26 protein-coding genes are annotated in these 26,489 nt (G+C 62.9%); 9 read left to right on the plus strand and 17 right to left on the minus strand.

From position 1 onward, the window contains the following. Positions 1–46: 46 nt before the first annotated feature. The gene (locus BN1118_RS14835; protein WP_043556865.1) at positions 47–1,711 is read left to right on the plus strand and encodes an AMP-binding protein; all 1,665 of its coding nucleotides are present in this window, start codon (positions 47–49) and stop codon (positions 1,709–1,711) included. A 67-nt stretch (positions 1,712–1,778) separates the two neighbouring features. On the opposite strand, the gene cdd is transcribed toward BN1118_RS14835, so the two are convergent. The 3 genes from cdd to BN1118_RS14850 form a co-directional block, all read right to left on the minus strand. Next, positions 1,779–2,672, minus strand: a complete 894-nt coding sequence (cdd, locus tag BN1118_RS14840) for a cytidine deaminase (protein ID WP_043556866.1) — start codon at positions 2,670–2,672, stop codon at positions 1,779–1,781. Between the two features lie 187 nt (positions 2,673–2,859). Next, positions 2,860–3,546 carry an LrgB family protein gene (locus BN1118_RS14845; protein WP_043556867.1) on the minus strand — a complete coding sequence of 229 codons (687 nt, stop codon included), beginning with the start codon at positions 3,544–3,546 and terminating at the stop codon, positions 2,860–2,862. Beyond that, the gene (locus BN1118_RS14850; protein WP_042035460.1) at positions 3,543–3,899 is read right to left on the minus strand and encodes a CidA/LrgA family protein; all 357 of its coding nucleotides are present in this window, start codon (positions 3,897–3,899) and stop codon (positions 3,543–3,545) included. Before BN1118_RS14850 ends, BN1118_RS14845 begins: the two co-directional genes overlap by 4 nt. 191 nt (positions 3,900–4,090) lie before the next feature. Between BN1118_RS14850 and BN1118_RS14855 the strand changes: the two genes are divergently transcribed. Continuing rightward, on the plus strand, positions 4,091–5,800 hold the full coding sequence (locus BN1118_RS14855; protein WP_043556868.1) for a glycoside hydrolase family 36 protein: 1,710 nt from the start codon (positions 4,091–4,093) through the stop codon (positions 5,798–5,800). 72 nt (positions 5,801–5,872) lie between these two features. Here BN1118_RS14855 and BN1118_RS14860 read toward each other — a convergent pair whose 3' ends face one another. The 6 genes from BN1118_RS14860 to BN1118_RS14885 form a co-directional block, all read right to left on the minus strand. Further along, the gene (locus BN1118_RS14860) at positions 5,873–6,379 is read right to left on the minus strand and encodes a hypothetical protein (protein ID WP_043556869.1); all 507 of its coding nucleotides are present in this window, start codon (positions 6,377–6,379) and stop codon (positions 5,873–5,875) included. A gap of 152 nt (positions 6,380–6,531) precedes the next feature. After that, the gene (gene sbcB, locus BN1118_RS14865) at positions 6,532–7,959 is read right to left on the minus strand and encodes an exodeoxyribonuclease I (protein WP_043556870.1); all 1,428 of its coding nucleotides are present in this window, start codon (positions 7,957–7,959) and stop codon (positions 6,532–6,534) included. A 200-nt stretch (positions 7,960–8,159) separates the two neighbouring features. Next, positions 8,160–8,885, minus strand: a complete 726-nt coding sequence (locus BN1118_RS14870) for a metallophosphoesterase (protein WP_043556871.1) — start codon at positions 8,883–8,885, stop codon at positions 8,160–8,162. A 269-nt stretch (positions 8,886–9,154) separates the two neighbouring features. Beyond that, the gene (locus tag BN1118_RS14875) at positions 9,155–9,925 is read right to left on the minus strand and encodes a transporter substrate-binding domain-containing protein (protein WP_043556872.1); all 771 of its coding nucleotides are present in this window, start codon (positions 9,923–9,925) and stop codon (positions 9,155–9,157) included. Between the two features lie 62 nt (positions 9,926–9,987). Beyond that, positions 9,988–10,803, minus strand: a complete 816-nt coding sequence (locus BN1118_RS14880) for a carbon-nitrogen hydrolase family protein (RefSeq protein ID WP_043556873.1) — start codon at positions 10,801–10,803, stop codon at positions 9,988–9,990. A gap of 8 nt (positions 10,804–10,811) precedes the next feature. Beyond that, complete coding sequence (locus BN1118_RS14885; protein WP_043556874.1) at positions 10,812–11,963, minus strand: methionine aminotransferase; 1,152 nt, start codon at positions 11,961–11,963, stop codon at positions 10,812–10,814. 114 nt (positions 11,964–12,077) lie between these two features. Between BN1118_RS14885 and BN1118_RS14890 the strand changes: the two genes are divergently transcribed. Next, positions 12,078–12,968: a LysR family transcriptional regulator gene (locus BN1118_RS14890; protein ID WP_043556875.1), complete on the plus strand. Its 891-nt coding sequence runs from the start codon at positions 12,078–12,080 to the stop codon at positions 12,966–12,968. 108 nt (positions 12,969–13,076) lie between these two features. Here BN1118_RS14890 and araA read toward each other — a convergent pair whose 3' ends face one another. From araA to BN1118_RS14905, 3 genes are read right to left on the minus strand one after another with little or no spacing between them, the layout of a single operon-like run. After that, complete coding sequence (araA, locus tag BN1118_RS14895) at positions 13,077–14,576, minus strand: L-arabinose isomerase (protein ID WP_043556876.1); 1,500 nt, start codon at positions 14,574–14,576, stop codon at positions 13,077–13,079. A 15-nt stretch (positions 14,577–14,591) separates the two neighbouring features. Next, positions 14,592–15,290 carry an L-ribulose-5-phosphate 4-epimerase gene (locus BN1118_RS14900; protein ID WP_043556877.1) on the minus strand — a complete coding sequence of 233 codons (699 nt, stop codon included), beginning with the start codon at positions 15,288–15,290 and terminating at the stop codon, positions 14,592–14,594. Continuing rightward, positions 15,287–16,978 (minus strand): ribulokinase, encoded by a 1,692-nt coding sequence (locus tag BN1118_RS14905; protein ID WP_043556878.1) that lies wholly within the window; start codon positions 16,976–16,978, stop codon positions 15,287–15,289. The genes BN1118_RS14900 and BN1118_RS14905 overlap by 4 nt, the downstream gene beginning before the upstream one ends. Before the next feature lie 361 nt (positions 16,979–17,339). Here BN1118_RS14905 and BN1118_RS14910 point away from each other — a divergent pair, with 361 nt between their 5' ends. From BN1118_RS14910 to araC, 4 genes are all read left to right on the plus strand, one after another. Then, positions 17,340–18,323 carry an arabinose ABC transporter substrate-binding protein gene (locus BN1118_RS14910; protein WP_043556879.1) on the plus strand — a complete coding sequence of 328 codons (984 nt, stop codon included), beginning with the start codon at positions 17,340–17,342 and terminating at the stop codon, positions 18,321–18,323. A gap of 74 nt (positions 18,324–18,397) precedes the next feature. Next, complete coding sequence (gene araG, locus BN1118_RS14915) at positions 18,398–19,894, plus strand: L-arabinose ABC transporter ATP-binding protein AraG (RefSeq protein ID WP_043556880.1); 1,497 nt, start codon at positions 18,398–18,400, stop codon at positions 19,892–19,894. Between the two features lie 50 nt (positions 19,895–19,944). Further along, positions 19,945–20,946 carry an L-arabinose ABC transporter permease AraH gene (gene araH, locus BN1118_RS14920; protein ID WP_043556881.1) on the plus strand — a complete coding sequence of 334 codons (1,002 nt, stop codon included), beginning with the start codon at positions 19,945–19,947 and terminating at the stop codon, positions 20,944–20,946. Between the two features lie 164 nt (positions 20,947–21,110). Further along, entirely contained in the window at positions 21,111–22,022 is a 912-nt protein-coding gene (gene araC, locus BN1118_RS14925) for an arabinose operon transcriptional regulator AraC (protein ID WP_052449204.1), read from the plus strand. A 31-nt stretch (positions 22,023–22,053) separates the two neighbouring features. Here the strand turns inward: araC and BN1118_RS14930 are convergent, their stop codons facing one another. Beyond that, positions 22,054–22,959, minus strand: a complete 906-nt coding sequence (locus BN1118_RS14930) for a LysR family transcriptional regulator (RefSeq protein WP_043556882.1) — start codon at positions 22,957–22,959, stop codon at positions 22,054–22,056. Positions 22,960–23,082: 123 nt separating this feature from the next. Here BN1118_RS14930 and BN1118_RS14935 point away from each other — a divergent pair, with 123 nt between their 5' ends. After that, positions 23,083–23,949 (plus strand): pirin family protein, encoded by an 867-nt coding sequence (locus tag BN1118_RS14935; protein WP_043556883.1) that lies wholly within the window; start codon positions 23,083–23,085, stop codon positions 23,947–23,949. 50 nt (positions 23,950–23,999) lie between these two features. Here the strand turns inward: BN1118_RS14935 and ykgO are convergent, their stop codons facing one another. Further along, a complete protein-coding gene (gene ykgO / locus BN1118_RS14940) occupies positions 24,000–24,125 on the minus strand; it encodes a type B 50S ribosomal protein L36 (RefSeq protein ID WP_005300174.1) in 126 nt (41 codons plus the stop codon). Next, entirely contained in the window at positions 24,122–24,391 is a 270-nt protein-coding gene (locus BN1118_RS14945; protein ID WP_043556884.1) for a type B 50S ribosomal protein L31, read from the minus strand. Before BN1118_RS14945 ends, ykgO begins: the two co-directional genes overlap by 4 nt. 277 nt (positions 24,392–24,668) lie before the next feature. On the opposite strand from BN1118_RS14945, the gene BN1118_RS14950 reads away from it, so the two are divergent. After that, on the plus strand, positions 24,669–24,917 hold the full coding sequence (locus BN1118_RS14950) for a DinI family protein (RefSeq protein ID WP_021140432.1): 249 nt from the start codon (positions 24,669–24,671) through the stop codon (positions 24,915–24,917). A 151-nt stretch (positions 24,918–25,068) separates the two neighbouring features. On the opposite strand, the gene BN1118_RS14955 is transcribed toward BN1118_RS14950, so the two are convergent. Further along, the gene (locus BN1118_RS14955; RefSeq protein WP_043556885.1) at positions 25,069–25,893 is read right to left on the minus strand and encodes a DUF2927 domain-containing protein; all 825 of its coding nucleotides are present in this window, start codon (positions 25,891–25,893) and stop codon (positions 25,069–25,071) included. Positions 25,894–25,918: 25 nt separating this feature from the next. After that, positions 25,919–26,422, minus strand: coding sequence for a M48 family metallopeptidase (locus tag BN1118_RS14960; RefSeq protein ID WP_042872274.1), 504 nt, complete (start codon positions 26,420–26,422; stop codon positions 25,919–25,921). Positions 26,423–26,489 lie beyond the last annotated feature (67 nt).

Below are 26,489 nucleotides of genomic sequence, written 5' to 3' on the forward strand. Positions count from 1 at the left end.
TGAAAGGTTAATAATAAGTTTCGCCTTTTGTTTCAGGGATTAAACTATGGCCTCCTCATCACGTATTGCCAACAAACTGCCGCTCGAGATGCTCTATCACTGGGAGCGGCAGTGTCCTGACCGAGTCTACCTTCGTCAAACCATCAACCGCGAATACGTCGACTTCACCTGGGGTGAAGTCGCCGACGAGGCGCGCCGCATGGTGACGGCACTGCGTCATCTGGGGCTGGTGCCCGGTGACAAGGTGGCCCTGCTCTCCAAGAACTGCGCCCAGTGGTTCATCGCCGATCTGGCCATGCAGATGGGGCAGTATGTGAGCGTGCCCATCTACCCGACCGCCAACGTCGACACCATCGAATATGTGCTGCGCCACAGCGAGGCCAAGGCGATCTTCGTCGGCAAGCTGGATGACTGGAAGAGCCAGGAGGCCGGCGTGCCCGCCGATCTGCTGCGCATCGCCTTGCCCTATGAGACCATGCCCGCCAGCCATCAGTGGGATGATCTGCTGGAGGCGCACGAGCCCATTGCTGACAGCCCGGCGCAGGTGCCGGACGCCCTGTTGAGCCTGGTCTACACCTCCGGCAGTACCGGCAAGCCCAAGGGCGCCATGCTGAGCGTCGAGCGTTACGCTTGGTCGTGTGAAAAGCTGGTGGAAGCGGTGGAGCTGACCGCCACCGATCGCGGCTTCTCCTATCTGCCGCTCGCCCACATCACGGAGCGGGTTTACATCTATGGTGGCAGCTTGTTCAGTGGCGCGACCATCGCCTTCCCCGAATCCCTCGACACCTTTATCGATGACGTCAAGCGTTGCCGTCCCACCGTCTTTATCTCCGTACCCCGCCTGTGGGCCATGTTCCGCATCAAGATCCACGAGAAGCTGCCCCAGAAAAAGCTCGAGCTGCTGCTCAAGATCCCCTTTGTATCGGGGCTCATCAAGCGCAAGTTGCAAAAGGGGCTGGGGCTGGATCAGGCGCGGGTGCTGGGTTGCGGCTCGGCGCCAGTGTCACCGGCCCTGCTGCAGTGGTACTACAGCATAGGCGTCAATATTACCGAAGCCTGGGGCATGACCGAGAACCACGCCTTCTCCACCCTCAACTATCCCTTCCGCGCCGACAAGATAGGCACGGTCGGCAAGGCGGGGCCCGGGGTCGAGATCCGCATCTCGGATGAGGGGGAGATCCTCTGCCGTTGCGACGGCATGATGCTGGGCTACTACAAGGATCCCGAGCACAGCGCCGAGGCCATCGACGGCGATGGCTGGCTTCACACCGGCGACATGGGCAAGCTGGACAGGGAAGGTTACCTCACCATCACGGGCCGGATGAAGGACGTGTTCAAGACTGCCAAGGGCAAGTACGTAGCGCCTGTGCCCATCGAGGGGCTGCTGGGGCAGGAGCCCATCATAGAGCAGCTCTGCGTGATAGGTTACGGCATGCCCCAGCCGGTTGCCCTGGTACAACTGGCCGAGAGTGCCATGAAGGGCAATCGGGACGTTATCAACGCCCAGTTGGAGGCTGCGCGCAACCGGGTCAACGAGCAGCTGGAATCCCATGCCAGAATTCGCGGTATCCTGGTGGTGAAGAGCCCCTGGAACATAGAGAACGGCGTACTCACCCCCACCATGAAGATCCGCCGCCACCTGCTGGAGCAGAAATACGCGGACCTCGGCGAGGCCTGGTCCTCCTCCCAGAGCATCATCTGGGAATCCTGAGTCTCAGCTAGCAGCAGAAACAACAAGGGGAGCCGGTGGCTCCCCTTGTTGTTGGGCATTTTTGACCTCAGACGGCCTGGTATTCCAGCTCGACCGACCCCAGCGCCTTGAGGGTGGACTGGGCGGAATCCCGCTGGCTGATCTGGCCGTTTTTGCTCTCCAGCAGCGCGGCGCGGCGGATGGTGGCGAGATCTTCACCGTTCAGCACCGCATGGGCACAGGCCATCTGCATCGGCGGCAGGCTGGGGTTGAAGGCGGCGTTCTCGGCGTAGCGGCCGCAGAAGAGGCGACCATCGGCAAACTGCAGCGCCACCGCGGCATAGCCCTGACTGTAGGGGGCATAGCTTTGGCGGGCGGCGGCCAGCGCGGCTTGCCAGAGCGGATCCTCGCTCTCGAGCGTCAGCTCGTCATGGGCTTGCGGGCTCATCAGGGCATCCGTGATGTCGAGATCCGCCGGGCCAAAGGAGTGGGGCAGGAAGGATTGCAGGGCGCTCAGGTCGTCCGGCAGAGAGACTTTCAGGATCTTGGCGGTGCTCAGCTCGTTCATGAACTGGCGGCAGTGGCCACAGGGGGTGTAGTTGACTGTGATCTCGCTGATCCCTGTCTCACCGCCCAGCCAGGCGTTGGAGATGGCGGACTGCTCGGCATGGACCGAGTGGAACAGCCCTTGTCCCGCGAACTCCATGTTGGCGCCGAAATACCAGGTGCCGCTCAGGCCGCAGGCGATGGCACCGACGAAGAACTTGGAGATGGGGGCCACCGAGCAGGCCGCGGCCAGTGGCAACAGGGCCAGGCGCAGGGCGCGATCATCGAGACCTGTGGCGGCTTTCAGGGTCGCCACTTGCGCAGGGGTAAAACGGGCATTGAATTCGCCGCCCTGTTCGGGATCCAGCATGGGCAGCAGCGCCGCTTTGAGCGGGGCGGGCAGGGTATCGAGTGGCTTGGCAAAACGGGGATGCATAGTGTGTCCTCAAAGGCCAATTGGGGGGCCATTGTAGGGAGCAAGCTCGGCAAAATGTGTGAGCGCGCTCACGCCCTGATGGGCAAAAGGAGGGGGATGGTAAAGGAAACGTTTGTCTTGCGCAAACTGTGCGTCAGCTCGCACTGTGGCGGGCCACCCGGCCCGCACAACCGAAAATCGGTACGACTCAGCTCAACCAGTGGTAAATGGCAAACAGCAAGGGGGCCACGGCGGCGGTGAGGATACCGCACACCACCATGGCGAGCGACGAGAAGGCCCCCTGGGTAATGCCCTTCTCGGCGGAGGTGGCGGTGCCGATGGCATGGGCGCAGGCTCCCATGGCCAGCCCCTGGGCCTCGGGGTCGGTCACCCGCATCAGTTTGAGCAGCGGGTAGCCGATGAGAGCGCCTACAATTCCGACCACCACCACCACGGCCGCCGCGATGGCCGGAATGCCGCCGAGGGACTGGCTGACGCTCATGGCGAGCGGGGTTGTGATGGACTTGGTGGCGAGCGAGGCCAGCAATGCCGGATCGGCGCCCATAAAATGACCGATCAGCAAGGTTGTGCAGACCGAGATCAAGACGGAGGCCAGAGTACAGATTAGGATGGGCTTGAGCCTGGCCTGGATCTGGCGGGCCTGCTGGTAGAGCGGCAGGGCCAGCGCCACCACGGCGGGTTCCAGCAGTGCCGTGATGGGGCGGGTGCCGCTCTCGTACTGATCCAGCGGTAGATCGAGCCAGAGCAGCAGGCCTATGATGACGGCGGTGGGCACCAGCACGGGGTTGATGATGGGCCAAGGCAGGCGGCGATAGAGGGCCCGGGTGGCGAAGTAGAGGGCCAGGGTCAGGGGGATGGCAAGCCAGAAGATCATCGGTTCATCCTCTGGTAGAGCCGGCCGACCGTGCCGAGGATCAAGACTATCCCCAGCACTATGCAGAGCATGATGAGGCCGAACGACTGGCGCAGCGGCTCCAGCCAGGCCACCAGCCCGACCGCCACCGGCACGAACAGCACGCCCATGTGGCGCAGCAGCAGGCCGGCACCGAGCTCGACCCAGTGCAATTTCACCAGTTGCAAGGAGAGCAGCACGAACAGCAGCAGCATGCCGATGATGCTGCCGGGGAAGGCGAACGGCAGTATGGCTGCCAGGGTTTTGCCCGCCAGCAGGCAGGCGACTATGACCATGAAGTCACGAAGGTACAGCAAGGCACGTTGCGCGATCACGTGAGCCCCAACTTGGTAACTGTGAATGAACGGGCAGTTTACCAGAGAGGCAGGGGCGCGGCATTAAAACAATAACAGTTGAAATCAGTTCGTTTGAAGCTGATTTGATTGAAGATTTTCTGACTCGATGCACTTTTCGAACGACCAGGTTCTGAACTGTTTGTTTTGTTTATGAATTACAAGGAGTAGCCATGACATCCCTCTTGTCCCGCGTGCGTCAACTGGCAGCCGATAGCAGCCTGCCCCCGGATTTGTTGCAAACCCGTCAGTGGGACGGGTCTGTGTGCCGGGTCAGGCTCGACAACACAGGCCCTGAGGCCGCGCCGGTCGGCCGCTGGGTGCTGTTTGACGGCAAGCTCGGCCTCTCGCGTGCGTGCGCCATCTATGGCGAAGGATTCCAGATGCTGGCCCAGACCATGGGCAGTTGGCAGGCCCCGCAGCCGGTCGGCCGTTGTCCCGATGCCGGCGTCTATCGCATCAGCGACGACGACGGCTATCACACGGTCCACAACCTGTTGCTGGTGGAACACGGCCAGGGCTGGCTGCTGCTCGCCTTTGCCAGTTGCCACCGTTTTGGCGGCGAGTTCCGCCTCTATCCCGATGGTCGTCTGCAAATCCTGATGAACTGCGAAGATCGTCTGTTGCCTGCCGGCCAGCACTGGCAGAGCGAGGCGCTGATCTGTCTGGAGGGGGCGGATCGCGAGGCACTGCTGGCCGAACTGGCGAGCATGATCGAGGCCGAGCACGGCAGCCTGATCGCCGAGGTGGCGAGCCGCCCCAGCGGCTGGTGCTCCTGGTATCACTACTATGCGCAGGTGAGCGCCGCCGATATTCGCGAGAATCTGGCGGTGCGGGCCGAGCGTTTTCCGGCCCTGCGCTACGTGCAGATCGACGATGGCTATCAGGCGAAGATGGGGGATTGGCTCACCCCTTCGCCCAAGTTCGAACAGGGCGTGGCGGCCCTGGCGGCGGAGATCCGCAGTGCCGGCTGCGAGCCTGCACTCTGGGTCGCCCCCTTTATTGCCGAGCCGACCTCACAGGTGTTTCAGGATCACCCCGACTGGTTCGTGAAGGGGGATGACGGTCTGCCGCTCCCCTCAGAGCGGGTCACCTATGGTGGCTGGCGCTGCACCCCCTGGTATGTGCTGGACGGCACCCACCCCGAGGTGCAGGCTCACCTTGAGCAGGTATTCCGCACCCTGCGCCAGCAGTGGGGCATTCACTACTTCAAGCTGGATGCCAACTTCTGGGGTGCCATTCACGGCGGCCGCTTCCATGACTCTTCCGCCACCCGGGTCGAAGCCTATCGGCGCGGCATGGCCGCCATCTTGCGCGGGGCGGGCGAGGGCGCCTTCCTGCTCGGCTGCAACGCCCCCATCTGGCCGAGCCTGGGGCTGGTGCACGGCATGCGGGTGAGCGATGACGTGGAGCGCAATGGCCACCGTTTTCGCCAGATTGCCCGCGAGGCCTTCTGCCGCGCCTGGCAAAACGAGCGGCTGTGGGCGCTGGATCCCGACTGCATCTGCCTGCGGGATCTGCCGAGTCAGCAGGCCAGCTCCGCAGAGTACCGCTTTCATCTGGCGGCGCTGGTGGCGAGCGGCGGCATGATGCTGGCCGGTGACCGGCTGCAGGATCTCGATGCAGCACAGACGGCGCAGCTGCACAAATTGCTGGCCCTGTGCGCGGCCCGGGCCCCTTCAGCCCGCTTCGAGTCGATGGAGTTTGCCTGTGGGGAAGTGAGCCTGCCCGAGGGCGGTACCCTGCTCTGCCTCTTCAACTGGCAGGGGCAGTCCCAGGAGTTCCTGTTGCCGGCGGGCGGCCAGGATTTCTGGGATGAGGATGCGGTCGGCACCGCGCTCACCCTGCAAGGGGGCGAAGGGCGGGTGATCCGCTACCGCTGAGTACGCTGGCGAGAATAATTCAGGCTCCCATGGGAGCCTGAATTATTCGTAGAGGGGCAAATATGCGGTGGATCAGTAACGCCACTCGAAGCCGATGGCGTAGTTGGCGGCGCCATAGCCCGGGATCTCGTTGCTGGAGAGCAGCGCCTTGAAGGTGAGCTGCGGGCTGAGGGGAATGCCGAGCCCCATGCCGAGGGCCACTTCGTCGTTGGTGTTGCCCATCATGTCGGCCCGGATCATCCGATAGAGCGACATGTCCTGGCTCATGTGTACATAGCTCTGGGAGGCGCGATTGTAGAGCTGACCGAACACTTCCAGCTGAAAACCCGCCTGGGGGGTGATAGCCAGCGGCACGCCGACGAAGTTGTAGAGATCGGAGCGGTTGAAATAGCTGTTGGTGATCTGGGGAGTGAAGTCGGTCTGCTGATAGAGGCGGCTGAAGTTGCTCTCGATCAGCTGATAAGTCTGTTGCGGCAATTGCAGCAAATAGTCGGGGACATCAAAACGCACGCCCGCCATGCCGGCCGAAGGCAGCAGGGAGCAGACGAGCAAGCCGAAACCGGATAATCCTGAACGCATCAGATGAGGCATCCCCAAGGGTCGATAGCCAAAGGCCGTTAATGCAATGTTAGCGCACAAATAATTGAAACTTCAGGAGTCTTTGCTCCCCTTCCCATTATGTCTTGGGCGAGGGGAGCATACCGACATTTAACTGTGAAACCGATCACATCTCACAGATCTTCGAGGTAGTGATAGAGGCTCTTGAGAATCGCAAAGTTCCGTTCGTTACCCTGATTCTGCTCGGCCAGCGCCTCGAGGCGAGGGGCGTAGTCCGGCAGGCGGCGGCTGAAGTAGTCGCTGCAGTGCAGGCGCCAGCGCTTCTGCTCCGCCTCGCTCAGGGTGTGCGGCCAGTTGCGGGCGCGGTAGCGGAACAGCATCTGGGGCAAACGCGCGTCTGTGAAGGCAAATTCCCGCTCCCCCAGCAGTTCGGCCGGGGTGGCACGCACCAGATCCATGGTGGCCTTGTCGCCGTGACCGAAGAAGCCGGCGTAGAGCTGGGTATCCGGATCCGAGTCGTTGTTGCCCGCGAACTCCTGATTGAACACCTCCACCAGTTTTTCCCGCACCTCGGGGTGAGCCCGCAGCAGGTTCAGGCTCTTGCGGCACTGTTCCCTGTCTATGCCAAGCTCGTCGGCGCGCTCGGAGGTCAGGGTGGCCGCCGGCGCCAGCACCGGGCACTTGTTGATGTGTACCAGCTTGACCGGAATGGCCGCCAGATCTCCCAGTTCGTCCTTGCGGGTATAGAGTCGCTCGCGGATCTCGTCGCTCGTGAGCTCGATGAGCGGGGTGGGATCGCGGGTCAAATCCACCATGATCACCGCGTTCTGGTTGCTGGGATGCCAGGCGAGCGGTGACACCCAGCTGACGCACCCCTGCCAGGGGGAGAACATGCCGGAGACATGGGTCAGCGGCTTCATGGTCACCACGTCGATCAGTGCCTTGACCTTGTTCTTGTTGCGAAGCTCAAACAGATAGCCAAACAGCTTGGGCTGGGCCTTTTTCACCAGCCTGGCCATCTCTATGGTGGCCAGCACATCGGAGAGCGCATCGTGGGCATTGGCGTGGGCCACGCCGTTGGCCACCGTCAGCTTCTCCAGCCTGAAACTCGGCTTGCCCTCCTCGTCAAATGCCCACTCGATCCCCTCCGGGCGCAGGGCATAGCAGGCCCGCAGCATGTCGAGTATGTCCCAGCGGGAGTTGCCGTTCTGCCAGCTGTAGGCGTAGGGGTCGTAGAAGTTGCGATAGAGGGTGTAGCGGGTCACCTCGTCATCGAAGCGAATGCTGTTGTAGCCCAGCACGCAGGTATTCGGGGTGGCAAACTGCTCGTGGATCTGGGCAATGAAATCCGCCTCGCACAGCCCGTCCTTCATCGCCTTTTGCGGCGTGATGCCGGTGATGAGGCAGGCCTCCGGCTCCGGCAGATAGTCCGCCGGTGGCTTGCAATAGATGACCAGCGGCTCGCCGATGAGGTTGAAATCCGCATCGGTACGAATGCCGGCGAACTGCGCCGGCCTGTCTTTGGCCGGGCTGATGCCGAAGGTCTCGTAATCGTGGAAGTAGAAGGTGGGCGCTGTGCCGGATTGTGCTGTTTTGCTCATAAGTTCCGAGATGGGTGTCCGATGCGGTGGTGCCACGCACCTGAGTGGGCGGTGCCATGCACCACAATTGCCTGCATGGTAAACCATAGCGCAGACAGAACGAAGGGCAGGCAGCCCGGCTGCCGGTTTATTGAACGCTCAAGGGTGCCGGATCAAGGGGCCGAGCATGATCGCGGATTGCATGGTGAAACATTGCACAATCAGGTGGATCGTCGGGATGCCTCCAGAGCCACCGGCATCAGGGTATGCAGGTCCAGCAGGGTGAAGAAGCCGCCTTCGTCGGGATACCAGCCGCCTGTGTCTATGTAGTACACATTGCCAAGGCGGGCCGGGCGGCCCACCGGGGTGTGCCCCACCACCAGGGCGACAAGATCCTCGACCCCGCTCTCGTCCAGGCGTTCGATACGGCGCCTTGACCAGAGGCTGACGTTCTTGATGGCCCTAAGCCTCCCGCCGCTCACTCCAGCATCCAGTTTGTCCAGCAGCCCCTGCCAGGAGGAGAAGGGGCAATCGGCGTGGAGCAGCCCGACCGGGCCGGCCGGGGTGGCCACCTCGATGGCGATGGGCAGGGTGCGGTAGTGGGTGGCAAATGCCGCCTGCTCACCTGGGGTCAGTTGCTGAAACCAGCCGCCGCCGTTCTGGATCCAGTTCTCCCGATCGCAGCTCTCGTAACGGCAGACGTAGTCGTCGTGATTGCCGCAGACAGGGTGGAACCAGGGCCTGGCCAGCCACTCGAGCACCTGGGTGCAGTCGGGGCCGCGATCCGTCAGATCCCCCACGGAGAAGAGGCGATCTCGAGCGGGATCGAATCCCGCCTGGTCCAGCGCCTGTTCCAGCCGCGAAAAATAGCCGTGGATATCGCCGACGGCGAGATCCCGCCCCAGAGGATTGCGGGCGAAGCGTCTGATCAGCGGTGACGGGTTCATGGCTTGCCTCCTTGTCTGGTGTGACCGGCTCGCGGCGCCGCCGGATGGCCGATGGGTGATCGGGGGCCCGTGGACAAGTGCAGCATGGCATGCTCTGCCTCGCCATTGTAGGGGTAGATGGGGGCTCTTTCGCGTCGAGGTGCAGGCGGCCTGCATAAAGGAGAGCGGTTTGCCGCGTTGCCGGCAGAGCCCGGGTAAAAGAATGCCAGTCGGAGCTGACTGGCATTGTGGGTTTGGGGGGAGCGCTTCCTGCAATGGGCCAACCGGCCTTAGAGCAGGTCTTCGAGCTGATACTTCTTGAGCAGCTGGTCGAAGGTGCCATCGGCCTTGACGCTGTCGATGGCGGCATCGAATAGGCCCTTGAGCTTGGCGTCGTTCTTGCGCAGCGCCACCGCCACCCCTTCACCCAGGGTCTTGTCCTGAGTGCCGTTGAACTGGGGGCCGACGAAGGCGAACTGCTTGCCCATCTCCTTGTCGAGGAAACCGACTTTCAGCTGCACCATGTTGCCGAAGGTGTAATCGGCGCGGCCGGACTGCAGATCCAGCATGGGGGACTGGGCGTTGACGTAGCGCTTGATGCTGGCCACTTCCCCGTAACGGGCTGTGATGAAGTTGTCCTGGGGCGTGCCCTCCTGCACCGCTATCACCTTGCCCTTGAAATGTGCCTGGTCGTCGGCGAAGGTGGCGGCCTTGTCGCTGCGCCCCACGAAGCGGTTCTGCATCATGTAATAGACCTGGCTGAAGTCCACCTTCTGGCGCCGCTCGTCGGTGATGTTCATGGAGGACATGATGGCGTCGTACTTGCGCACCTGCAGACCCGGCAGCAGGGCGTCCCAGGGCTGGTTGATCACCTCGCATTCCGTCTTCATGGCCGCGCACAGAGCGTAAGCCAGCTCGACCTCGAAGCCGCCGAGCTTGCCGCTGTTATCGACCATCTCGAAGGGGGGATAGGTGGCATCGGTGGCGATCACCAGGGGTTTGGCGGCGGCTTGGCCGGCGGTGGCCAGGGCCACCAGCATCATTGCGGTATTGAATTTCATGGTCATTCCCTTGCCGTTGTGGCGTCTGTGGCGTCATGCCGATGGTCTTGAATGTACCGGCCTTAGGGGCCGACGGGTATCTTGCGATGGCTGAGAGCCGGCAGTTGGCTGCGCACCCTGCGCTGGGCGGCCAGATCCAGGGTGGCGATGGCCATGCCCTGACCCTCCTCTACCTGGGCCAGCACCCGGCCCCAGGGATCGATGATCATGCTGTGGCCGAAGGTGCGGCGCCCGCCGGGGTGCTCTCCCCCCTGGGCCGAGGCCAGCACGAAGGCGAGATTTTCCACCGCCCTGGCCCGCAGCAGCAGCTCCCAGTGCGCGAGCCCTGTGGTGTGGGTGAAGGCGGCGGGCAGGGCGATGAAGTCGGGGGCAGGGTCCAGGCGAAACAGCTCCGGGAAGCGCAGGTCGTAGCAGATCCCGACGCGCAGCATGCCCCAGGGCAGGGGATGGCTCACCACCTCCCGGCCCGGGCTCATGGTCGCGGCCTCGTCATACTGCTCCTGCCCGGTGCAAAAGCCAAACAGGTGCAGCTTGTCGTAGCGGCTCGCGAGCTCCCCTTGCGGGTCGATGAGCAGGCTGCTGTTATGCATCTTGCCGGGCTCGTCGCTTACGAGCGGCAATGTGCCCGCCAGCAGCCAGATTCCGAGCTCCCTGGCCAGCTCCCGGGCCCAGACCAGCAGGGGGTGACTGCTCACGGGGGCGGCCAGGGCGACCCGCGCCCGCTCGTCGACGGGCATCAGGTAGAAGTATTCGGGCAGCAGGGCCAGCTCGGCCCCCTCGGCCGCCGCCTGACGCAGCAGGGCCTCGGCCTGGGCCAGGTTGTGGTCGAGACTGTCCCCGGAGACCATCTGGATAACGGCAACGCGCAGTGAATCCATGGTGCCTCCTAGACGCCGCACAGGCGCTCGGCGCCCGCCAGCAGGGTGTCGTCATCCTTGGAGAAGGAGAGGCGGATGACCCGCTGATCCGTGCCGTCGTGATAGAAGGCGGAGACGGGTATGGTGGCGACCCCGTGCTCGCGGATCAGCCGCTGTACGAACAGGCTGTCCGCCTCGTCACTGATCCGCTCGTAGCTGGCCAGCATGAAGAAGCTGCCGGCGGAGGGCAGCAGCGTGAAACGCGAATTCCCCAGGGCCGAGACCAGCAGGTCTCGCTTGCGCTGATAGAAGGCCGCCAGCCCCTGATAGTGGGCCGGTTGCTGCAACAGGTGGGCGAAGCCGTACTGCATGGGGGTGTCGGCGGCGAACATGGCGAACTGGTGCACCTTGCGGATCTCCTCCATCAGGGGGCGGGGTGCCACGCAGTAGCCCACCCGCCAGCCGGTGACGTGGAAGGTCTTGCCGAAGGAGAAGACGGCGACGGAGCGCTCCACCAGCTCCGGATAGCGGATGACGCTCTGGTGCAGGGCTCCGTCGAACACCACGTGCTCATAGACCTCGTCCGAGAGAATGACGATGTCGGTGCCGCGCACCAGGCGGGCGAGGCGCTCCTGATCCCCCGCCTGCCAGACGGTGCCGGTGGGGTTGTGGGGGGTGTTGAGCACTATCATGCGGGTGCGCGGTGTGATGCGGGCGGCCACCTCCTCCCAGGGGATGGCAAAGTCCGGCGCCTTGAGGGCGATCACCACAGGGGTGGCCCCCTGCAGCTGGATCATGGGGCGGTAGCTGTCGAACGCCGGCTCGAACATGATCACCTCGTCGCCGGGGTGGACCAGGGCTGTGATGGCGCAGAACAGGGCCTCGCTGGCGCTGGCGGTGATGGTGACCTCCTCGCCCGCGTCATAGTGGTGGCCGTAGCTGGTCGCTATCTTGGCCGCCAGTTGCTCGCGCAGGGCGGGCAGCCCCGTCATGGGGGCATACTGGTTCTCCCCCGCCAGCATGGCCTCATGGGTGACCCGGATGAGCTCGGGGTCGCAGGGGAAGCTCGGGGCTCCCTGGGAGAGGTTGATGCTGGGGTGGCGGTCGGCCAGATCCCCGATGACGCTGAAGATGGTGGTACCCACCTGGGGCAGTTTGCTGACAATGCGGGGGGAAGACATTACGCCATCACCTGAGTGTGTGAAAGATGTCCCTTTTTAGCCTCGCGGCCCCTTGCCGGACAACGGATTATTCGGCATGTTACGCATGAGTTTTTCTCAAGCATGGAGCCTTGAATGTTGACCAGCCAGCCCCGTAGCCACTTGCCTCTCTATGGCCTGCAGGTGTTCGAGTGTGCCGCCCGCCATCTGAGTTTCACCCTGGCGGCCGACGAGCTATGCGTGAGCCAGGGGGCCGTGAGCAAGCAGATAGCCCAGCTGGAGGCCCGCCTCGGTCATCTGCTGTTCGTGCGTGGCACCCGCTGCCTGAGCCTGACCCCGGCCGCCGAGCGGCTGCTGCCCTTCATCGGGGAGGGACTGGCTCGTATGGGGGAGGGGGTCAGCGCCCTGCAAACCCTGCCCCACGAGCAGGCTATCAGCATCAAGGTGCCCTCCTGCGCCAGCCGCTGGTTGCTGCGACGGCTGCAAGCGTTCGATGGAGAGGCGGTCGAGGTGCGTGGCAGTCACAGCCACGGCATCGATTTTTCCCGCGAGCCCTTCGATCTCGCCATCGTCTATCAATCCACTCAGGCCAGATACCCCCACAGCCAGCCGCTGTTTCGGGAGCGCTTGACCCCCATCTGTGCCCCCGCCTTCGCGGCCAAGCATCGCTTGTTCGAACGCTCCCTCGAGGAGCTGCCCCTGTTGCCGCTGCTCCATGCCAGTGCGGATCGGCGGGATTGGCGCAACTGGTTCGCCGCCTTCCTCGATACTCCCTGGCAGCCTCAGGGCGGCCAGCTGTTCGATACCCTGGACTTGGCGATGAATGCGGCCTTGCAGGGCTTTGGCCTCTCCCTCGGGGACCCGACCATAGTGGCCGAGGAGCTCGGCAGCGGCGCATTGGTGGCACCCTTTGCCCCCGTGCTCAGCACGGATCATGAGTACGCCCTGCTCGCCCGCCCCGACAGCCAGCGCCAGGGGGTGGCCCGCACCTGTCACTGGTTGCTGGAGAGCCGCGACCATCCCTGATCGCTGTCAGCGCCTCGTCTGGCGGGGTGACATCTGTCCGCGCAAGCAAAGCAACAGCCCCGCTGGCGGGGCTGTTGTCATGCTGGTGGCCGCTGGCCTAAGAAGGCGTTAGCGGCAGATCTTGTAGTAGACCTCGTTCCACTGCAGGGTCTGCTTGAGCTCGGGAATGCGGGTGTGCTCGTCGATCACCACTAACTCTATGCCCATGAGGTCGGCGAAGGTGCGCAGCTGCGCTATATCCACCGACTGGGTAAACACAGAGTGGTGGGCGGCCCCGGCCAGGATCCAGGCCTCGGCGCTGGTTTGCAGATCCGGCATGGGGTTCCACAGGGCGCTCGCCACCGGTAGTTTCGGCATGGCCTCTGGCAAGTCCACCACCTCCAGCTGATTGACCACCAGCCGGAAGCGGTTGCCCAGATCGATCAGGCTGGCGTTGACCGCCTTGCCGGCGGGGGCCGCAAACAGCAGGCGGGCCGGATCGGCCTTCTTGCCTATGCCCAGATGCTGGGCATCCAGCACGGGTTTATCGGCCGCGATGGAGGGACAAACCTCCAGCATATGAGCTCCCAGCACCAGGTTGTTGCCCGCCTCCAGGTGGTAGGTGTAGTCCTCCATGAAGGAGGTACCGCCTGCAAGACTGGCACCCATCACCTTGAGGGTGCGCAGCAGGGCCGCGGTCTTCCAGTCTCCTTCCGCGCCAAAGCCGAAGCCTTGCTGCATCAGGCGCTGACAGGCCAGCCCCGGCAGCTGGTGCAGGCCGTGAAGGTCTTCAAAGGTGGTGGTAAAGGCGCCAAAGCCGCCGTCGGTGAGGAATTTCTTCATCCCCAGCTCCTGGCGCGCCGCCTCATACAGAGAAGCGCGAAGCTCCCCGCCCGCCTGCACCGCCTCGGTCAGGGTGTAGGTTTCTTCGTATTCGGCCAGCAGCGCCTCGATGTCGCTTGCGGGCACGGCGTCGATGACCTTCACCAGATCCCCGACCGGGTGGTAGTTCACCTGATAACCGAACTGGATCTGGGCCTCAATCTTGTCGCCCTCGGTGACCGCCACGTTGCGCATGTTGTCGCCAAATCGGGCGATCTTCAGGTGGCGGCTGTCGTGAATGGCGGCGGCGACCCGCATCCAGTTGCCCAGCTTGCGGTGGGCCTCTTCATCCTGCCAGTGACCGACCACCACGGTGCGCGGCAGCCGCAGGCGAGCCCCCATGAAACCGAACTCACGGCCACCGTGGGCGGTCTGGTTCAGGTTCATGAAGTCCATGTCGATCTCGCTCCACGGCAGATCCCGGTTGAACTGGGTGTGAAATTGCAGCAGGGGTTTTTGCAACTGACTCAGCGCCGGGATCCACATCTTGGCGGGGGAGAAGGTGTGCATCCACACCATGAGACCTATGCAGCGCTGGTCGTGGTTGGCATCGCGGGCCACCGCGCTTATCTCGTCGAGGGTGGTGCCGGTGGGCTTGAGCACTATCTTGACCGGCAGACCGGCGCGCTCGTTGAGCTGGCTGGTGATGGTGTGGGCGTGATCGGCCACCTGCTTCAGGGTGGCGGCGCCATACAGGTGCTGGCTGCCGACCAGGAACCACACTTCCAGCTGTTTCATGAATTCCATCTTGGTGTCCTCTGTTTATGCTTTTGTCTGGCCGTAATAGGCGTGTTTGCCATGTTTGCGCTGGTAGTGCTTCTCCAGCAGGTAATCGGGCAGGGGACGGGCCGCAGGGTTGATCTGGCCGGTGAGCCAGGCCATGCGGGCCACCTCTTCCAGCACCACGGCGTTGTGTACCGCGTCCTCGGCGCTCTTGCCCCAGCTGAAGGGGCCATGGTTGGCCACCAGCACCCCCGGCATGGTGAGGATGGGGGTCTGTTTGAGGGTCTCGACGATGAGATGACCGGTCAGCCCCTCGTAATCCTCCTCCACTTCACCCGGGGTGAGCAGGCGCGAGCAGGGGATCTCGCCGTGAAAGTAGTCGGCCTGGGTAGTGCCGAAAATGGGGATGGCGCGCCCCGCCTGGGCCCAGGCGGTGGCGTGGGTGGAGTGGGTGTGCACCACGCCGCCAAGCTCCGGATAGGCGCGATAGAGCACCAGGTGGGTAGCGGTGTCGGAGGAGGGGTGCAAGGCGCCTTCCACCTGCTTGCCCGCCAGATCCAGCACCACCATGTCTTCGAGCAGCATCCGCTCATAACTGACGCCGCTTGGCTTTATCACCACCAGATTGCGCTCTCGGTCGATGCCGCTCACGTTGCCCCAGGTGAAGGTCACCAGCTCGTGGCGCGGCAGATCCAGATTGGCGACGAGCACCTGCTCCTTGAGCATCTTGAGGTTCATGCCGGTATCCCCCGGTTGTAGAGTGGCTCGGCGGCGGCGCCCCAGGCAAGGTAGCGCTGGTAGAGGCGCTCATACTCGGCGACCCGCTCGGGGTCAGGCTGGTGGGTGCGCTCCACGGCGCTCGCCATGTGGTGCTGGGCCTTGGCCACATCGGCGTGGATCCCGGCCGCCACGGCGGCAAAGATGGCCGCCCCCAGGGCGCAGCACTGATCCGAAGCCACCACCTGGATGGGCCTGTTCATTACGTCGGCGCAGGTCTGCATCACGGTGGCCGACTTGCGGGCGATGCCGCCAAGGGCGATCACCTGCTCCACCGGCACCTGCTGACTGGTCATGCACTCCATGATGCTGCGGGCCCCGAAGGCGGTGGAGGCCACCAGGGCACCGAACAGATCGGGTGCATCGGTGCCGAGGTTGAGCCCGGTGACGGTGCCTTGCAGGCGCTGGTTTGCGTAAGGGGTGCGGCGACCGTTGAACCAGTCGAGCACCACCGGCAAGTGGGCCAGATCGCGCTGCTGCTCCCAGGCGGCGGCGAGGCTTGGCAGCAGCTCCCGCTTGTGGGCCTCGATGGCGGTGCGCAGCTCAGGGTACTGGGCGGCGAGGCTCTCCAGCGGCCAGCCGAGCTGGCGCTGATACCAGGCATAGATGTCGCCGAACGCCGATTGTCCCGCCTCCAGCCCCACCATGCCCGGCACTACGCTGCCGTCCACCTGGCCGCAGATCCCGGCAATGGCGCGATCGCCTATGGTGGCCTCGTCGGCGATCAGGATGTCGCAGGTGGAGGTACCGATGACCTTGACCAGCGCATTGTTGCCGGCCCCGGCCCCCACAGCCCCCATGTGGCAGTCAAAGGCGCCGCCGGCGATCACCACCTCGCAGGAGAGATGCAGCCGCTCCGCCCACTCGGGAGTCAGAGTGCCGACCGGCAGGTCGGCGGTCCAGCTGTCGGTAAAGAGCGGGCAGTCGAGATCCTCGGTCAACAGCGGATCCAGCGCGTTGAGAAACTCGGCGGGGGGCAGGCCGCCCCAGCGCGGATGCCAGAGAGACTTGTGGCCGGCGGAGCAGCGCCCGCGTCGGATGTCGGCCGGGGCCTGGGTGCCGCTCAGGATGGCGGGGACCCAGTCGCACAGCTCGACCCAGTTGCAGGCGGCGGCGCGCACCGCCGCATCACTGCGGGAGACGTGCAGTATCTTGGCCCAGAACCACTCGGAGGAGTAGACCCCGCCGATGTAGCGGCTGTAGTCGGGGAACTGGCCGCTGTGGCAAAGGGCGGTGATGGCCTCGGCCTCCTCGATGGCGGTGTGATCCTTCCACAGCACGAACATGGCGTTGGGGTTGTCGGCAAACTCCGGACGCAGGGCCAGCACATGCCCCTCTGCATCGATGGGGGCCGGCGTCGAGCCTGTGCTGTCCACCCCTATGCCATGCACGGCGGCGCGCTGACTCGGGGTGAGCTGGCTCACCACAGCCACCACCGCCTGCTCCATGGATTCCAGATAGTCGAGGGGGTGGTGGCGGAACTGGTTGGTGACCGGCTGGCAGTAACGACCGACCTGCCAGCGCGGGTAATAGACGACCTGGGTTGCCAGCTCGGCGCCGTCGTGGCAGCGCACGGCGAGTGCCCTGACCGAATCGCTGCCGAAATCGAGTCCGATGGTGATGTGCTCGGACCTGGGGTGCTCAGACATAAGTGCTCCTGACCATCAATGAGGGGTGACTGGTGAGGAACCATAGGAGATGGAGCGGACGGGCGGTTAGCCATTGGCTGCTGGAAATATGGATTTAAACGCTATGCCGGCAAGAGGGTGACGGCCATCGAAGATCGGCTATGTGATTATTTTGCTGAAAACATAGACAAAACGGCTGCAATTTCATGGCGTGATCCTGCTCTCCATTTTTCCATGTGAAAACGATTACAACTTGGTTCGCTCAACTAGCAACAACAATAACGTCCTGTTTAAGCATGTTTTTATATGGCTGCGACTTGATTGACTCAAGGAGCAGCACTGCGTGGATACATGGATTGATAGAACACCTGGAGACACTCGCATGAACAAAATCGTTAACAGCATGATCGCAATGGGGTTTGCCCTTGGTATGGCAAATTCTGCTTTCTCGGCCGAGGCACTGAAGCTGGGCTATCTGGTCAAGCAGCCGGAGGAGCCCTGGTTCCAGACCGAATGGAACTTCGCCGACAAGGCGGGCAAGGATCTCGGCTTCGAGGTGATCAAGATAGCCGTCCCCGATGGCGAGAAGACCCTCAATGCCATCGACAGCCTGGCGGCCAACGGCGCCAAGGGCTTCGTCATCTGTACCCCGGATCCCAAGCTCGGGGCCGCCATCATGGCCAAGGCCAACAGCATGGATCTGAAGGTCATCACTGTGGATGACCAGTTCGTCAACGCCAAGGGCCAGCCCATGGAGCAGGTGCCGCTGGTGATGATGGCCGCCACCAAGATTGGCGAACGCCAGGGTCAGGAGCTCTACAAGGAGATGCAAAAACGCCAGTGGGATGTGAAGGCGACCGGGGTGCTCGCCATCACCGCCGACGAGCTCGATACCGCCCGTCGCCGGGTCGAAGGCTCCTTGAGCGCGCTCAAGACCGCCGGTTTCCCCGAGGGGCAGATCTACCGCTCACCGACCAAGGCCAACGACATTCCGGGGGCCCTGGATGCCGCCAACTCCATGCTGGTGCAACACCCCGAGGTGAAGAACTGGCTCATCGTCGGCATGAATGACAATACGGTGCTCGGCGGCGTGCGCGCCACCGAAGGGCAGGGCTTCAAGGCCGAGAACGTCATCGGCATCGGCATCAATGGAGTGGATGCGGTGAACGAGCTCTCCAAGTCCAGCGCCACCGGCTTCCTCGGCTCCTTGCTGCCAAGCCCGGACGTGCACGGCTACAAGAGCATCCAGATGCTCCATGACTGGGTGGTCAACGGAGCAGAGCCGGCCAAGTTCACCGAGGTGACCGATGTTGTGCTCATTACCCGCGACAACTTCAAGGTCGAGCTGCAGAAGAAAGGTCTGTGATTGACGCCATTTAAACCCTGACACCGAGACCGGCATGACGCTGTGGCGTCATGCCGGTTGGCTGGAGTGAACACATGAATCAGGTTCCTTATCTGGAGTTTTGCGGCATCAGCAAGGAGTTTCCCGGCGTCAAGGCGCTGCAGAACGTCTCCTTCTGCTGCCAGCAGGGCTCGGTGCACGCGCTGATGGGGGAAAACGGCGCGGGCAAATCCACCCTGCTCAAGATCCTGAGCGGCTTTCAGGCCCCCACCACAGGGGTGGTGAAGCTGGCAGGCCAGGAGAAGGTCTTTCAGAGCACGGTCGACGCGCTGGAGAGCGGGATCGCCATCATCTATCAGGAGTTGCACCTGGTGCCCGAGATGACCATCGCCGAGAACATCTATCTCGGTCAGCTGCCGACCCGGCACGGCGTCATCGATCGGGAAAAACTGTACCGGGATGCGACCAGACAGCTGGCGCGCCTCGGCATGGATGTGTCGCCCGAGACGCCGCTGAAGTACCTGTCGCTCGGTCAATGGCAGATGGTGGAGATCGCCAAGGCCCTGACCCGGGACGCCAGCGTCATCGCCTTCGACGAGCCGACCAGCAGCCTGTCGTCCCGCGAGATAGATCAGCTGTTTCGGGTCATTCGCCAGCTGCGCGACGAGGGCAAGGTGATCCTCTATGTCTCCCACCGGATGGACGAGATCTTCGCCCTGTGCGATGCCATCACCGTCTTCAAGGATGGCCAGTTCGTGCGCACCTTCGCCTCCATGGCCGAGGTCAGCCGGGATCTGCTGGTCAAGACCATGGTGGGGCGCGAGCTGACCGACATCTACGGCTACAGCCCGAGGCCGCTTGGGGAAGTGGGCCTCAAGGTAGAGAACCTGATGGGGCCGGGCCTGAAAGCGCCCATTTCGTTTGAGGTGAAACGGGGGGAGATCCTCGGCATCTTCGGGCTGGTGGGGGCCGGTCGCAGCGAGCTGATGAAGCTCATCTTCGGCGCCGAGAAGGCGCGTGGGGGCAAGATTACCGTGTTTGGCAAGCCGGTGCCCATCCGCAACCCCATCGATGCCATTCACAGCGGCATCATGCTCTGTACCGAAGACCGCAAGGCCCTCGGCATCATCCCCATCCACTCGGTGCAGGAGAACATCAACATCAGCGCCCGCCGCCACAAGGCGTGGGGGGGCTTCTGGATCAACCAGAAATGGGAGGACGAGAACGCCAGGCTCAGGATCCGCGACATGCGGGTCAAGACCCCGTCCCCCCATCAGGCCATCATGAACCTCTCCGGCGGCAACCAGCAGAAGGCCATTCTGGGCCGCTGGCTCTCCGAAGACATGAAGGTGATCCTGCTCGACGAGCCGACCCGCGGCATAGACGTCGGGGCAAAAAACGAGATTTACAACGTGATTTACGATCTGGCCAAGGTGGGTATCGCCGTGGTGGTGGTCTCGAGCGAGCTGCCGGAGGTGCTGGGCATCGCGGATCGGATCATGGTCATGCGGGAGGGGGAGATCGCAGGCGAGCTCTCCCACGATGAGGCCGACGAGGTCAAGGCGCTCAATCTGGCCATGCCGGCCCGTTAATCCCCCGTGACTGCAACGCGATAGCACCCGGAAACTTCAGGAGAAATACCATGACAACAACTACCTCAGTCGGTCAGGCCGCGACCGTCTCTGCGACGAGCGGCTCCAGAGTGCAACTGGCCCGGATCTGGGATCAATACGGCATGCTGGTGATCTTCGCCATCCTGTTCCTGCTGGCCTGCGTGCTGGTGCCCAACTTTGCCAGCCTGATCAACATGCGCGGCCTGGGGCTCGCCGTCTCCATGTCGGGCATGGTGGCCTGCGGCATGCTGTTCTGCCTCGCCTCCGGCGAGTTCGACATGTCGGTCGGCTCAGTGGTGGCCTGCTCGGGCGTCGCCTGCGCGGTGGGCATCAACGCCACCGAGAGCATCACGGTCGGCATACTGGCCGGCATGTCGGTGGGGGTGCTGTTTGGCCTCATCAACGGCATAGTGGTGGCCAAATTCAAGATCAACGCCCTCATCACCACCCTGGCCACCATGCAGATGGCGCGCGGGGTGGGCTACATCATCTCGGACGGCAAGGCGGTCGGCATAGTGGAAGAGGGCTTCTTCGAACTCGGCAACTCAGCCCTGCTCGGCATCCCGACGCCGGTCTGGCTGACGGCGCTCTGCTTCGTGCTGTTTGGCCTGTTGCTCAACAAGACCACTTTCGGCCGCAACACCCTGGCCATGGGGGGCAACGAGGAGGCGGCGCGCCTCGCCGGGGTCAATGTGGTGCGCACCAAGATCATCATCTTCACCATGACCGGGCTGATTGCCTCCATCGCCGGCATCATACTCGCGTCGCGCATGACCTCGGGCCAGCCCATGACCTCCATCGGCTTCGAGCTGGTGGTCATCTCGGCCTGCGTGCTGGGCGGGGTCTCCATGAAGGGGGGGATTGGCAAGATCTCCTACATCATCGCCGGTGTACTGATCCTGGGGCTGATGGAGAACGCCATGAACCTGCTCAACATATCCCCGTTCGCCCAGTACGTGGTGCGCGGCCTGATCCTGCTCGCCGCCGTGCTGTTCGATCGCTACAAGCAGGTGCGCAAGGCGCGTGTCTGACCTCCCTTCAACCGGCCCGGGCCCGCATTCTGCGGGCCTGATTGCCGATGGTCCCATGATGACCGGTGACACCATGGCGCACGGCCCATGCCATTGTGAGCCAGTTCAACAATTTCACACGACGCCGAGCGCCGGATGGCGCGTTCCCAAGGTGAGTCTTTACAATGGCCCAAGCCGATTTTTTTACCCAAGCGCTGTTTTCCGCCATGTCCTCGATGCAAAAAGAGAAACCGAAACAACTCAACCCCCTGTTGCCGGGGTACGCCTTCGATGTCTTCCTGGTCTCGGGCATGACCCCCATCGAGCAGGGGAGTGCGCTCGACTTCATCATCGACCGCCCCCTGGGCATGAAGGGCTTCATCGTCAATCTGACCATCAGGGGCAAGGGGCAGATCTTTCAGGGGGAGCAGGCCTTCACGGTGGAGCCCGGCGATCTGTTGCTGTTCCCGCCGGCGGCGGTACACCATTACGGCCGGGCGCCGGATGCGCGGGAGTGGTATCACCGCTGGGTCTATTTCCGGCCGAGAGCCTATTGGGCCGACTGGCTCAAGTGGCCGCAGGTCACTGAGCGGGTGGGGCGTCTGCAACTGGCGGACAGCCAGTTGCTCGCCGAGTTCGATGCCCTGTTCCTCGACATCGAAGAGACCCACCAGCAGCTCAGACCCATGTCGGAGCAGCTGGCGATGAACCTGCTGGAGCGGCTGCTCATCCGTTGCTACGAGGCCTCTTCCCTCAATGCCTACCCCACCATAGATCACAGAGTTCACCAGGCGTGCCAGATCCTGAGCGAGTCGCTCTGTGCCGAGATCTCGGTGGAGGCGCTGGCGGAGCAGGTGTTTTTGTCTCCTTCACGCCTCGCTCACCTGTTTCGCGAGCAGGTGGGGGTGAGCATAGTGCGCTGGCGCGAGGATCAGCGCATCATGCGGGCCAAGCTGCTGCTGCAGACCACCCCCATGTCGGTGGCCACCATAGGCCAGCAGGTGGGCTATGACGATCAGCTCTACTTCTCTCGGGTGTTCAGGAAACGGGTGGGGGTCAGCCCCACCGAATACCGCAAATGCGCCACCCCGCTATGACGGCCTTTGCTTGATGGTGCTTCCCGTTCCGTCACTCTTCATCGATGGCGGCAAAGCGCTCGACCAGATAGTCGATCAGCGCCCGCACCGAGGGGAGCAGGCCGCGGCGGGAGGGGAAGACGGCGTGGATGATCTCGGGCCTTGGCTCCCATTCGGGCACCACTTGCACCAGATCACCGGCGGCCAGCTGTTCCCGCACCATCAATAGCGGCAACTGGGCCACGCCTACCCCGGCCAGGGCGGCGCTGCGCAGTGCCACCATGTCGGTGGTCACGAAACGGGGCTGGTGGACGACGCTGGCATGGGCATCACCCGGCCCGAACAGCGACCAGTGATGGCTCTGCTGCAAGGTGCCCAACCCCATGCTGGGCCAGCCGTTCAGCTCGGAAGGGGCGGCGGGAAACCCATGTTGTGCTATGAGTGCCGGGCTCGCCACCAGGCATTGCCTGCGATCCGCCAGCACCCTTATTACCAGCTCGCTGTCTTGCAGCGGCGGCGGCCTGACCCGGATCGCCACATCCACCCCTTCTGCGATGAGATCCACCCGCCGGTTTGTTCCCTCCAGCTGCACGCTGACCTGCGGATGGTGCGCCATGAAATCCGCCAGCATGGGGCCGACATGGGTGTGCAGCAGGGCGATGGGGCAGCTCAGGCGGATCAGGCCGCAGGGCTCGGCGCGGGTCACCTCAATGGCGGCTTGCGCTGCCTCGGCTTCCACCAGCATCGCCTTGCAGTGCTCGTAATAGGTGCGGCCCAGCTCGGTCACAGCGAACTGGCGGGTCGAGCGCTGGATCAGCCGCACGCCGAGCCGCTCTTCGAGCAGTGCGATGCGGCGGCTGAGCCGGGATTTCGGCATGCCGATGGCGCGGCCAGCGGGGGCAAAGCCGCCATGATCCACCGCCTGGACGAAGTAGTAGAGATCGTTCAGATCCTGCATAGGGTGCTCTCATCGTTCCAAAAATAGGACGCTGATGCTCAATTTAGCAGTCTACCCATGGATTAGTCTCGAAACTAAGCTATCTCCAACGATGAAATCCACCGGATAATTCAGGAGCTACAGATGAAAAAGATCCTCGGCGTCTACAGCGCACCCCGCCCTCACTGGGTTGGCGACGGCTTCCCCGTACGCTCTCTCTTCTCCTACAGCAGCCACGGCAAGCAGCTGAGCCCCTTCCTGCTGCTCGACTATGCCGGCCCGGCCAGCTTTACGCCGACCAGCCAGCCGCGCGGCGTGGGTCAGCATCCCCATCGCGGCTTCGAGACGGTGACCATCGTCTACAAGGGGGAGGTGGCGCACCGGGATTCGACCGGCCAAGGTGGCGTGATCGGTCCCGGCGATGTGCAGTGGATGACCGCCGGTGCCGGCATCCTGCACGAGGAGTTTCACGCACCGGCCTTCAGCGAGTCGGGCGGCGAGCTCGAGATGGTGCAGCTGTGGGTGAACCTGCCCAGCCGGTACAAGATGACGCCGCCTGGCTATCAGGCCATCTTCGATCGGGATATTCCAACGGTGACGCTGGCCAAGGGCGCAGGCACTGTGCGGGTCATCGCCGGGGAGTTCGAGGGGCACCGCGGCCCGGCCCGTACCTTCAGCCCGCTGCATGTCTGGGATCTGCGGCTGGTGCAGAGCAGCGTCAGCACACTCGAGTTGCCCGAAGGCTGGACCGGCGCGCTCATCGTGCTCAAGGGGACCGTGCAGGTCAACGGTAGTACCATCGCTCGGGAGGCACAGATGGTGGTGCTGGACAGGGCGGGGCGCCAGGTCATGATCGAGGCAAACAGCGAGGCTGTGGTGTTACTGCTCAGCGGTGAGCCCATCGAGGAACCCATAGTGGGTCACGGCCCCTTCGTGATGAACAGCCATGAGGAGATAGTGCAGGCCATCGATGACTTCAACAGCGGCAGGTTTGGCCTGATGCCGGAGTGATGAATTGACAAGGCCCTCGCATGAGGGCCTTATTTTTATTGTGCTGCGGTTCAGCGCTGGCGAGCCTTGAACCTGGGGTTGCTCTTGCAGATCACGAACAACTTGCCGCGTCGGCGGACAATCTGGCAATCGGGGTGGCGCGACTTGGCTGATTTGAGGGAGGAGAGCACTTTCATGACTTGTCTTTTCCTTTGTTGAAGAACTGACCAAAGCGCTGGCCGAAGCGGGCTACCTGACCTTCCTTGCTGACCTGCTTCTGCTTGCCGGTGTAGAAGGGGTGTGACGCGCTGGAGACATCCAGGGTCACATAGGGGTAGGTCTTGCCGTCTTCCCACAATTTGGTGCGATCTGTCTTGAGGGTGGAACCCACCAGAAAATAGGTATTGCCTGTCAGGTCGTGGAACAGGACCTGACGGTATTCGGGGTGTATGTCGGGACGCATGATACTCGCTCAATTAATTGGTATGTTATCTTATAACAATTAAATCATGCTCCTGTTGAGAATGAATATCAACAAATTTTTGGAATGACACCTGGGGGCCGGGCCGGCATAGAGGAAAAACCGGCTGGCGTGCACCGCCTGGGAGCGGGGAAGTCCGGTTATCTGCCGCGTCGCTGCGACTTTGATTGAAGGCCTGTCTGTGGAAGCAGATAATGCCCCCTTTACTTTTGATTTTTACTGTATAAAAATACAGGTATAAATCATGGAGACTTATCCTATGCGTCTGGAAATCATCATCGACAAGAAACATCAGATCCCTACCACCACCATGGAGGCGCTGCGTCAGGAGTTGCTCAAGCAGTTGGGCGAGAAATTCCCCGACCTGCATGTGCGGGTCGCGCCGGGCGGTGCCATGGCGATGACGGTCAGCCGTGCCAGCAAGGAAGACAAGGAGCTGGCAGAGGCCATGGTGCAGGAGGTGTGGGAGAACGCCGACAGCTGGATGCCGGAAAACGCCGCCTCCTGAGGCTCGCTGGCAGCCGCGTGAGTCGTGTATGGCAGACGCCAGCCTGACTCAATCCGGATCAGAGAAAACGCAGCCCCGGGCTGCGTTTTTCGTTTCTGATCACTCGGGGGATTGGCTTGCTCACTGCGTACAGGAAGGGGGAGCCCGTGCCTTACAACCCGGCCCAGCGCTTGAGGCTGTTGACCTGAACCCGCTGGTCGGCCTGGGCTATCTCGCCATGGGTGCGTAGCGCCTTGATGGCGTCGGGCAGGGCGGCGCGTATCTCGGCGGCCGTCATGCCGGCCTGCAGGGCGGGGTGATAGGCGAGCTTGAGCAGCACATAGTCGAGTCCGGTCGGGAAGCTGTCGATGCTGTTGTCGTTGAAGATGGAGGGAAATACCTTGTCCGAGTCGTTGGGCAGCCCCATCACCTGGGTGAGTTCCTCCACCACGCAATCGAGAAAACGCCCCTTGGCCCGGCTGTAATCCACCGGAATGATGATGGTGGCGCGGGCTATCTCATGGCGGGCATTGGTGGCGAAATTGGCCATGCACAGCCCCTCCTTGAGCGCCGTCTTGATGGAGGCATCCTGGCCCATGGTGCGGCTGGCCCAGCTCGCCATCTGCGAGCGCTGGGTCATGATCAGGGTGATGTTGGCTTTGTCGTTCACCAGCGTGATGGGACGGCCTATGATGCTGGCCAGATGCTGGCTCTGGATCTTGACCACCTCGGCCTGCAGCGGCTTGTCGCCAAATTCGTTGATGAGCCTGAGACGGATGGGCTGTTGCCAGCGGGAGAAGCGTACCCCCTGCTCGTGGCCATATTCCCGTTTCATGGCGACTTCGAAGAAGCTTTGGGTCAGATAGGCATCGCTCTGCCAGCGTTCGGCGGCGTGCAGGGGAAGCAACGGGAGCAGCATCACCAGGCTCCACACGCCCATCAAGCAGCCCTTGAGTGCGCGGGCACGGGGCAGCAGCGGATGGCGCAACGGGATCATGTTTCCTCCTTGAAACGGCAGTCAGTCAGCGTGCGGCACGCTCGAGATCGCGCCAGGTGAGCCAGAGCCTGAGATCAAACTCCAGTTGATGATAGTCCGGCTCCATGTGCTGACAGAGCTGGTAGAAGGCCTTGTTGTGATCCTTCTCCTTCAGGTGGGCCAGCTCGTGCACCACTATCATCTTCAGGAAGGCGGGGTGAGCCTCCTTGAACAGGGCGGCGATGCGGATCTCGTTCTTGGCCTTGAGCTTGTTGCCCTGCACCCGGCTGACATAGGTATGCAGGCCGAGGGCATCCTTGATCACGTTGATCTTGCCATCGAAGATCACCTTGGAGAGCGGCGCCGAGCTTTTCAGATAGCGGTTCTTCAACTCCATGGCGTAACCCAGCAGCGCCTTGTCACTCTGGATCAGGTGGCTGTCCGGGTAGCGTTTCTCCAGCATGTCGCCCAGCTTGCCGGCCGCGATCAGCTGTTGTACCTGGGCCTTGAGCGGGTCCGGGTAGCCCCCGAGATAGGTCAGTTCCACCATGGTTTGTCACTCGTCACATCAAAAAGAGCGCCATTGTAGTCATCCTGTCTCGGCTTGGGTAGGGCTT

This window comes from Aeromonas bestiarum (assembly GCF_000819745.1).
GTDB lineage: Bacteria > Pseudomonadota > Gammaproteobacteria > Enterobacterales > Aeromonadaceae > Aeromonas > Aeromonas bestiarum.

Bases quoted from the DNA above. Each gene is read 5' to 3' on its own strand.
- BN1118_RS14835 (WP_043556865.1), top strand. From the start codon at position 47: ATGGCCTCCTCATCACGTATTGCCAACAAACTGCCGCTCGAGATGCTC.
- araC (WP_052449204.1), top strand. From the start codon at position 21,111: ATGGCCCAAGCCGATTTTTTTACCCAAGCGCTGTTTTCCGCCATGTCC.
- BN1118_RS14955 (WP_043556885.1), bottom strand. From the start codon at position 25,893: ATGATCCCGTTGCGCCATCCGCTGCTGCCCCGTGCCCGCGCACTCAAG.
- BN1118_RS14880 (WP_043556873.1), bottom strand. From the start codon at position 10,803: ATGGATTCACTGCGCGTTGCCGTTATCCAGATGGTCTCCGGGGACAGT.
- araA (WP_043556876.1), bottom strand. From the start codon at position 14,576: ATGGAATTCATGAAACAGCTGGAAGTGTGGTTCCTGGTCGGCAGCCAG.
- BN1118_RS14950 (WP_021140432.1), top strand. From the start codon at position 24,669: ATGCGTCTGGAAATCATCATCGACAAGAAACATCAGATCCCTACCACC.
- BN1118_RS14860 (WP_043556869.1), bottom strand. From the start codon at position 6,379: ATGCGTTCAGGATTATCCGGTTTCGGCTTGCTCGTCTGCTCCCTGCTG.
- sbcB (WP_043556870.1), bottom strand. From the start codon at position 7,959: ATGAGCAAAACAGCACAATCCGGCACAGCGCCCACCTTCTACTTCCAC.
- BN1118_RS14890 (WP_043556875.1), top strand. From the start codon at position 12,078: ATGTTGACCAGCCAGCCCCGTAGCCACTTGCCTCTCTATGGCCTGCAG.
- BN1118_RS14855 (WP_043556868.1), top strand. From the start codon at position 4,091: ATGACATCCCTCTTGTCCCGCGTGCGTCAACTGGCAGCCGATAGCAGC.
- BN1118_RS14875 (WP_043556872.1), bottom strand. From the start codon at position 9,925: ATGAAATTCAATACCGCAATGATGCTGGTGGCCCTGGCCACCGCCGGC.
- BN1118_RS14930 (WP_043556882.1), bottom strand. From the start codon at position 22,959: ATGCAGGATCTGAACGATCTCTACTACTTCGTCCAGGCGGTGGATCAT.
- BN1118_RS14885 (WP_043556874.1), bottom strand. From the start codon at position 11,963: ATGTCTTCCCCCCGCATTGTCAGCAAACTGCCCCAGGTGGGTACCACC.
- araG (WP_043556880.1), top strand. From the start codon at position 18,398: ATGAATCAGGTTCCTTATCTGGAGTTTTGCGGCATCAGCAAGGAGTTT.
- BN1118_RS14870 (WP_043556871.1), bottom strand. From the start codon at position 8,885: ATGAACCCGTCACCGCTGATCAGACGCTTCGCCCGCAATCCTCTGGGG.
- BN1118_RS14960 (WP_042872274.1), bottom strand. From the start codon at position 26,422: ATGGTGGAACTGACCTATCTCGGGGGCTACCCGGACCCGCTCAAGGCC.
- BN1118_RS14935 (WP_043556883.1), top strand. From the start codon at position 23,083: ATGAAAAAGATCCTCGGCGTCTACAGCGCACCCCGCCCTCACTGGGTT.
- BN1118_RS14910 (WP_043556879.1), top strand. From the start codon at position 17,340: ATGAACAAAATCGTTAACAGCATGATCGCAATGGGGTTTGCCCTTGGT.
- BN1118_RS14900 (WP_043556877.1), bottom strand. From the start codon at position 15,290: ATGAACCTCAAGATGCTCAAGGAGCAGGTGCTCGTCGCCAATCTGGAT.
- BN1118_RS14945 (WP_043556884.1), bottom strand. From the start codon at position 24,391: ATGCGTCCCGACATACACCCCGAATACCGTCAGGTCCTGTTCCACGAC.
- araH (WP_043556881.1), top strand. From the start codon at position 19,945: ATGACAACAACTACCTCAGTCGGTCAGGCCGCGACCGTCTCTGCGACG.
- BN1118_RS14845 (WP_043556867.1), bottom strand. From the start codon at position 3,546: ATGATCTTCTGGCTTGCCATCCCCCTGACCCTGGCCCTCTACTTCGCC.
- cdd (WP_043556866.1), bottom strand. From the start codon at position 2,672: ATGCATCCCCGTTTTGCCAAGCCACTCGATACCCTGCCCGCCCCGCTC.
- BN1118_RS14905 (WP_043556878.1), bottom strand. From the start codon at position 16,978: ATGTCTGAGCACCCCAGGTCCGAGCACATCACCATCGGACTCGATTTC.
- ykgO (WP_005300174.1), bottom strand. From the start codon at position 24,125: ATGAAAGTGCTCTCCTCCCTCAAATCAGCCAAGTCGCGCCACCCCGAT.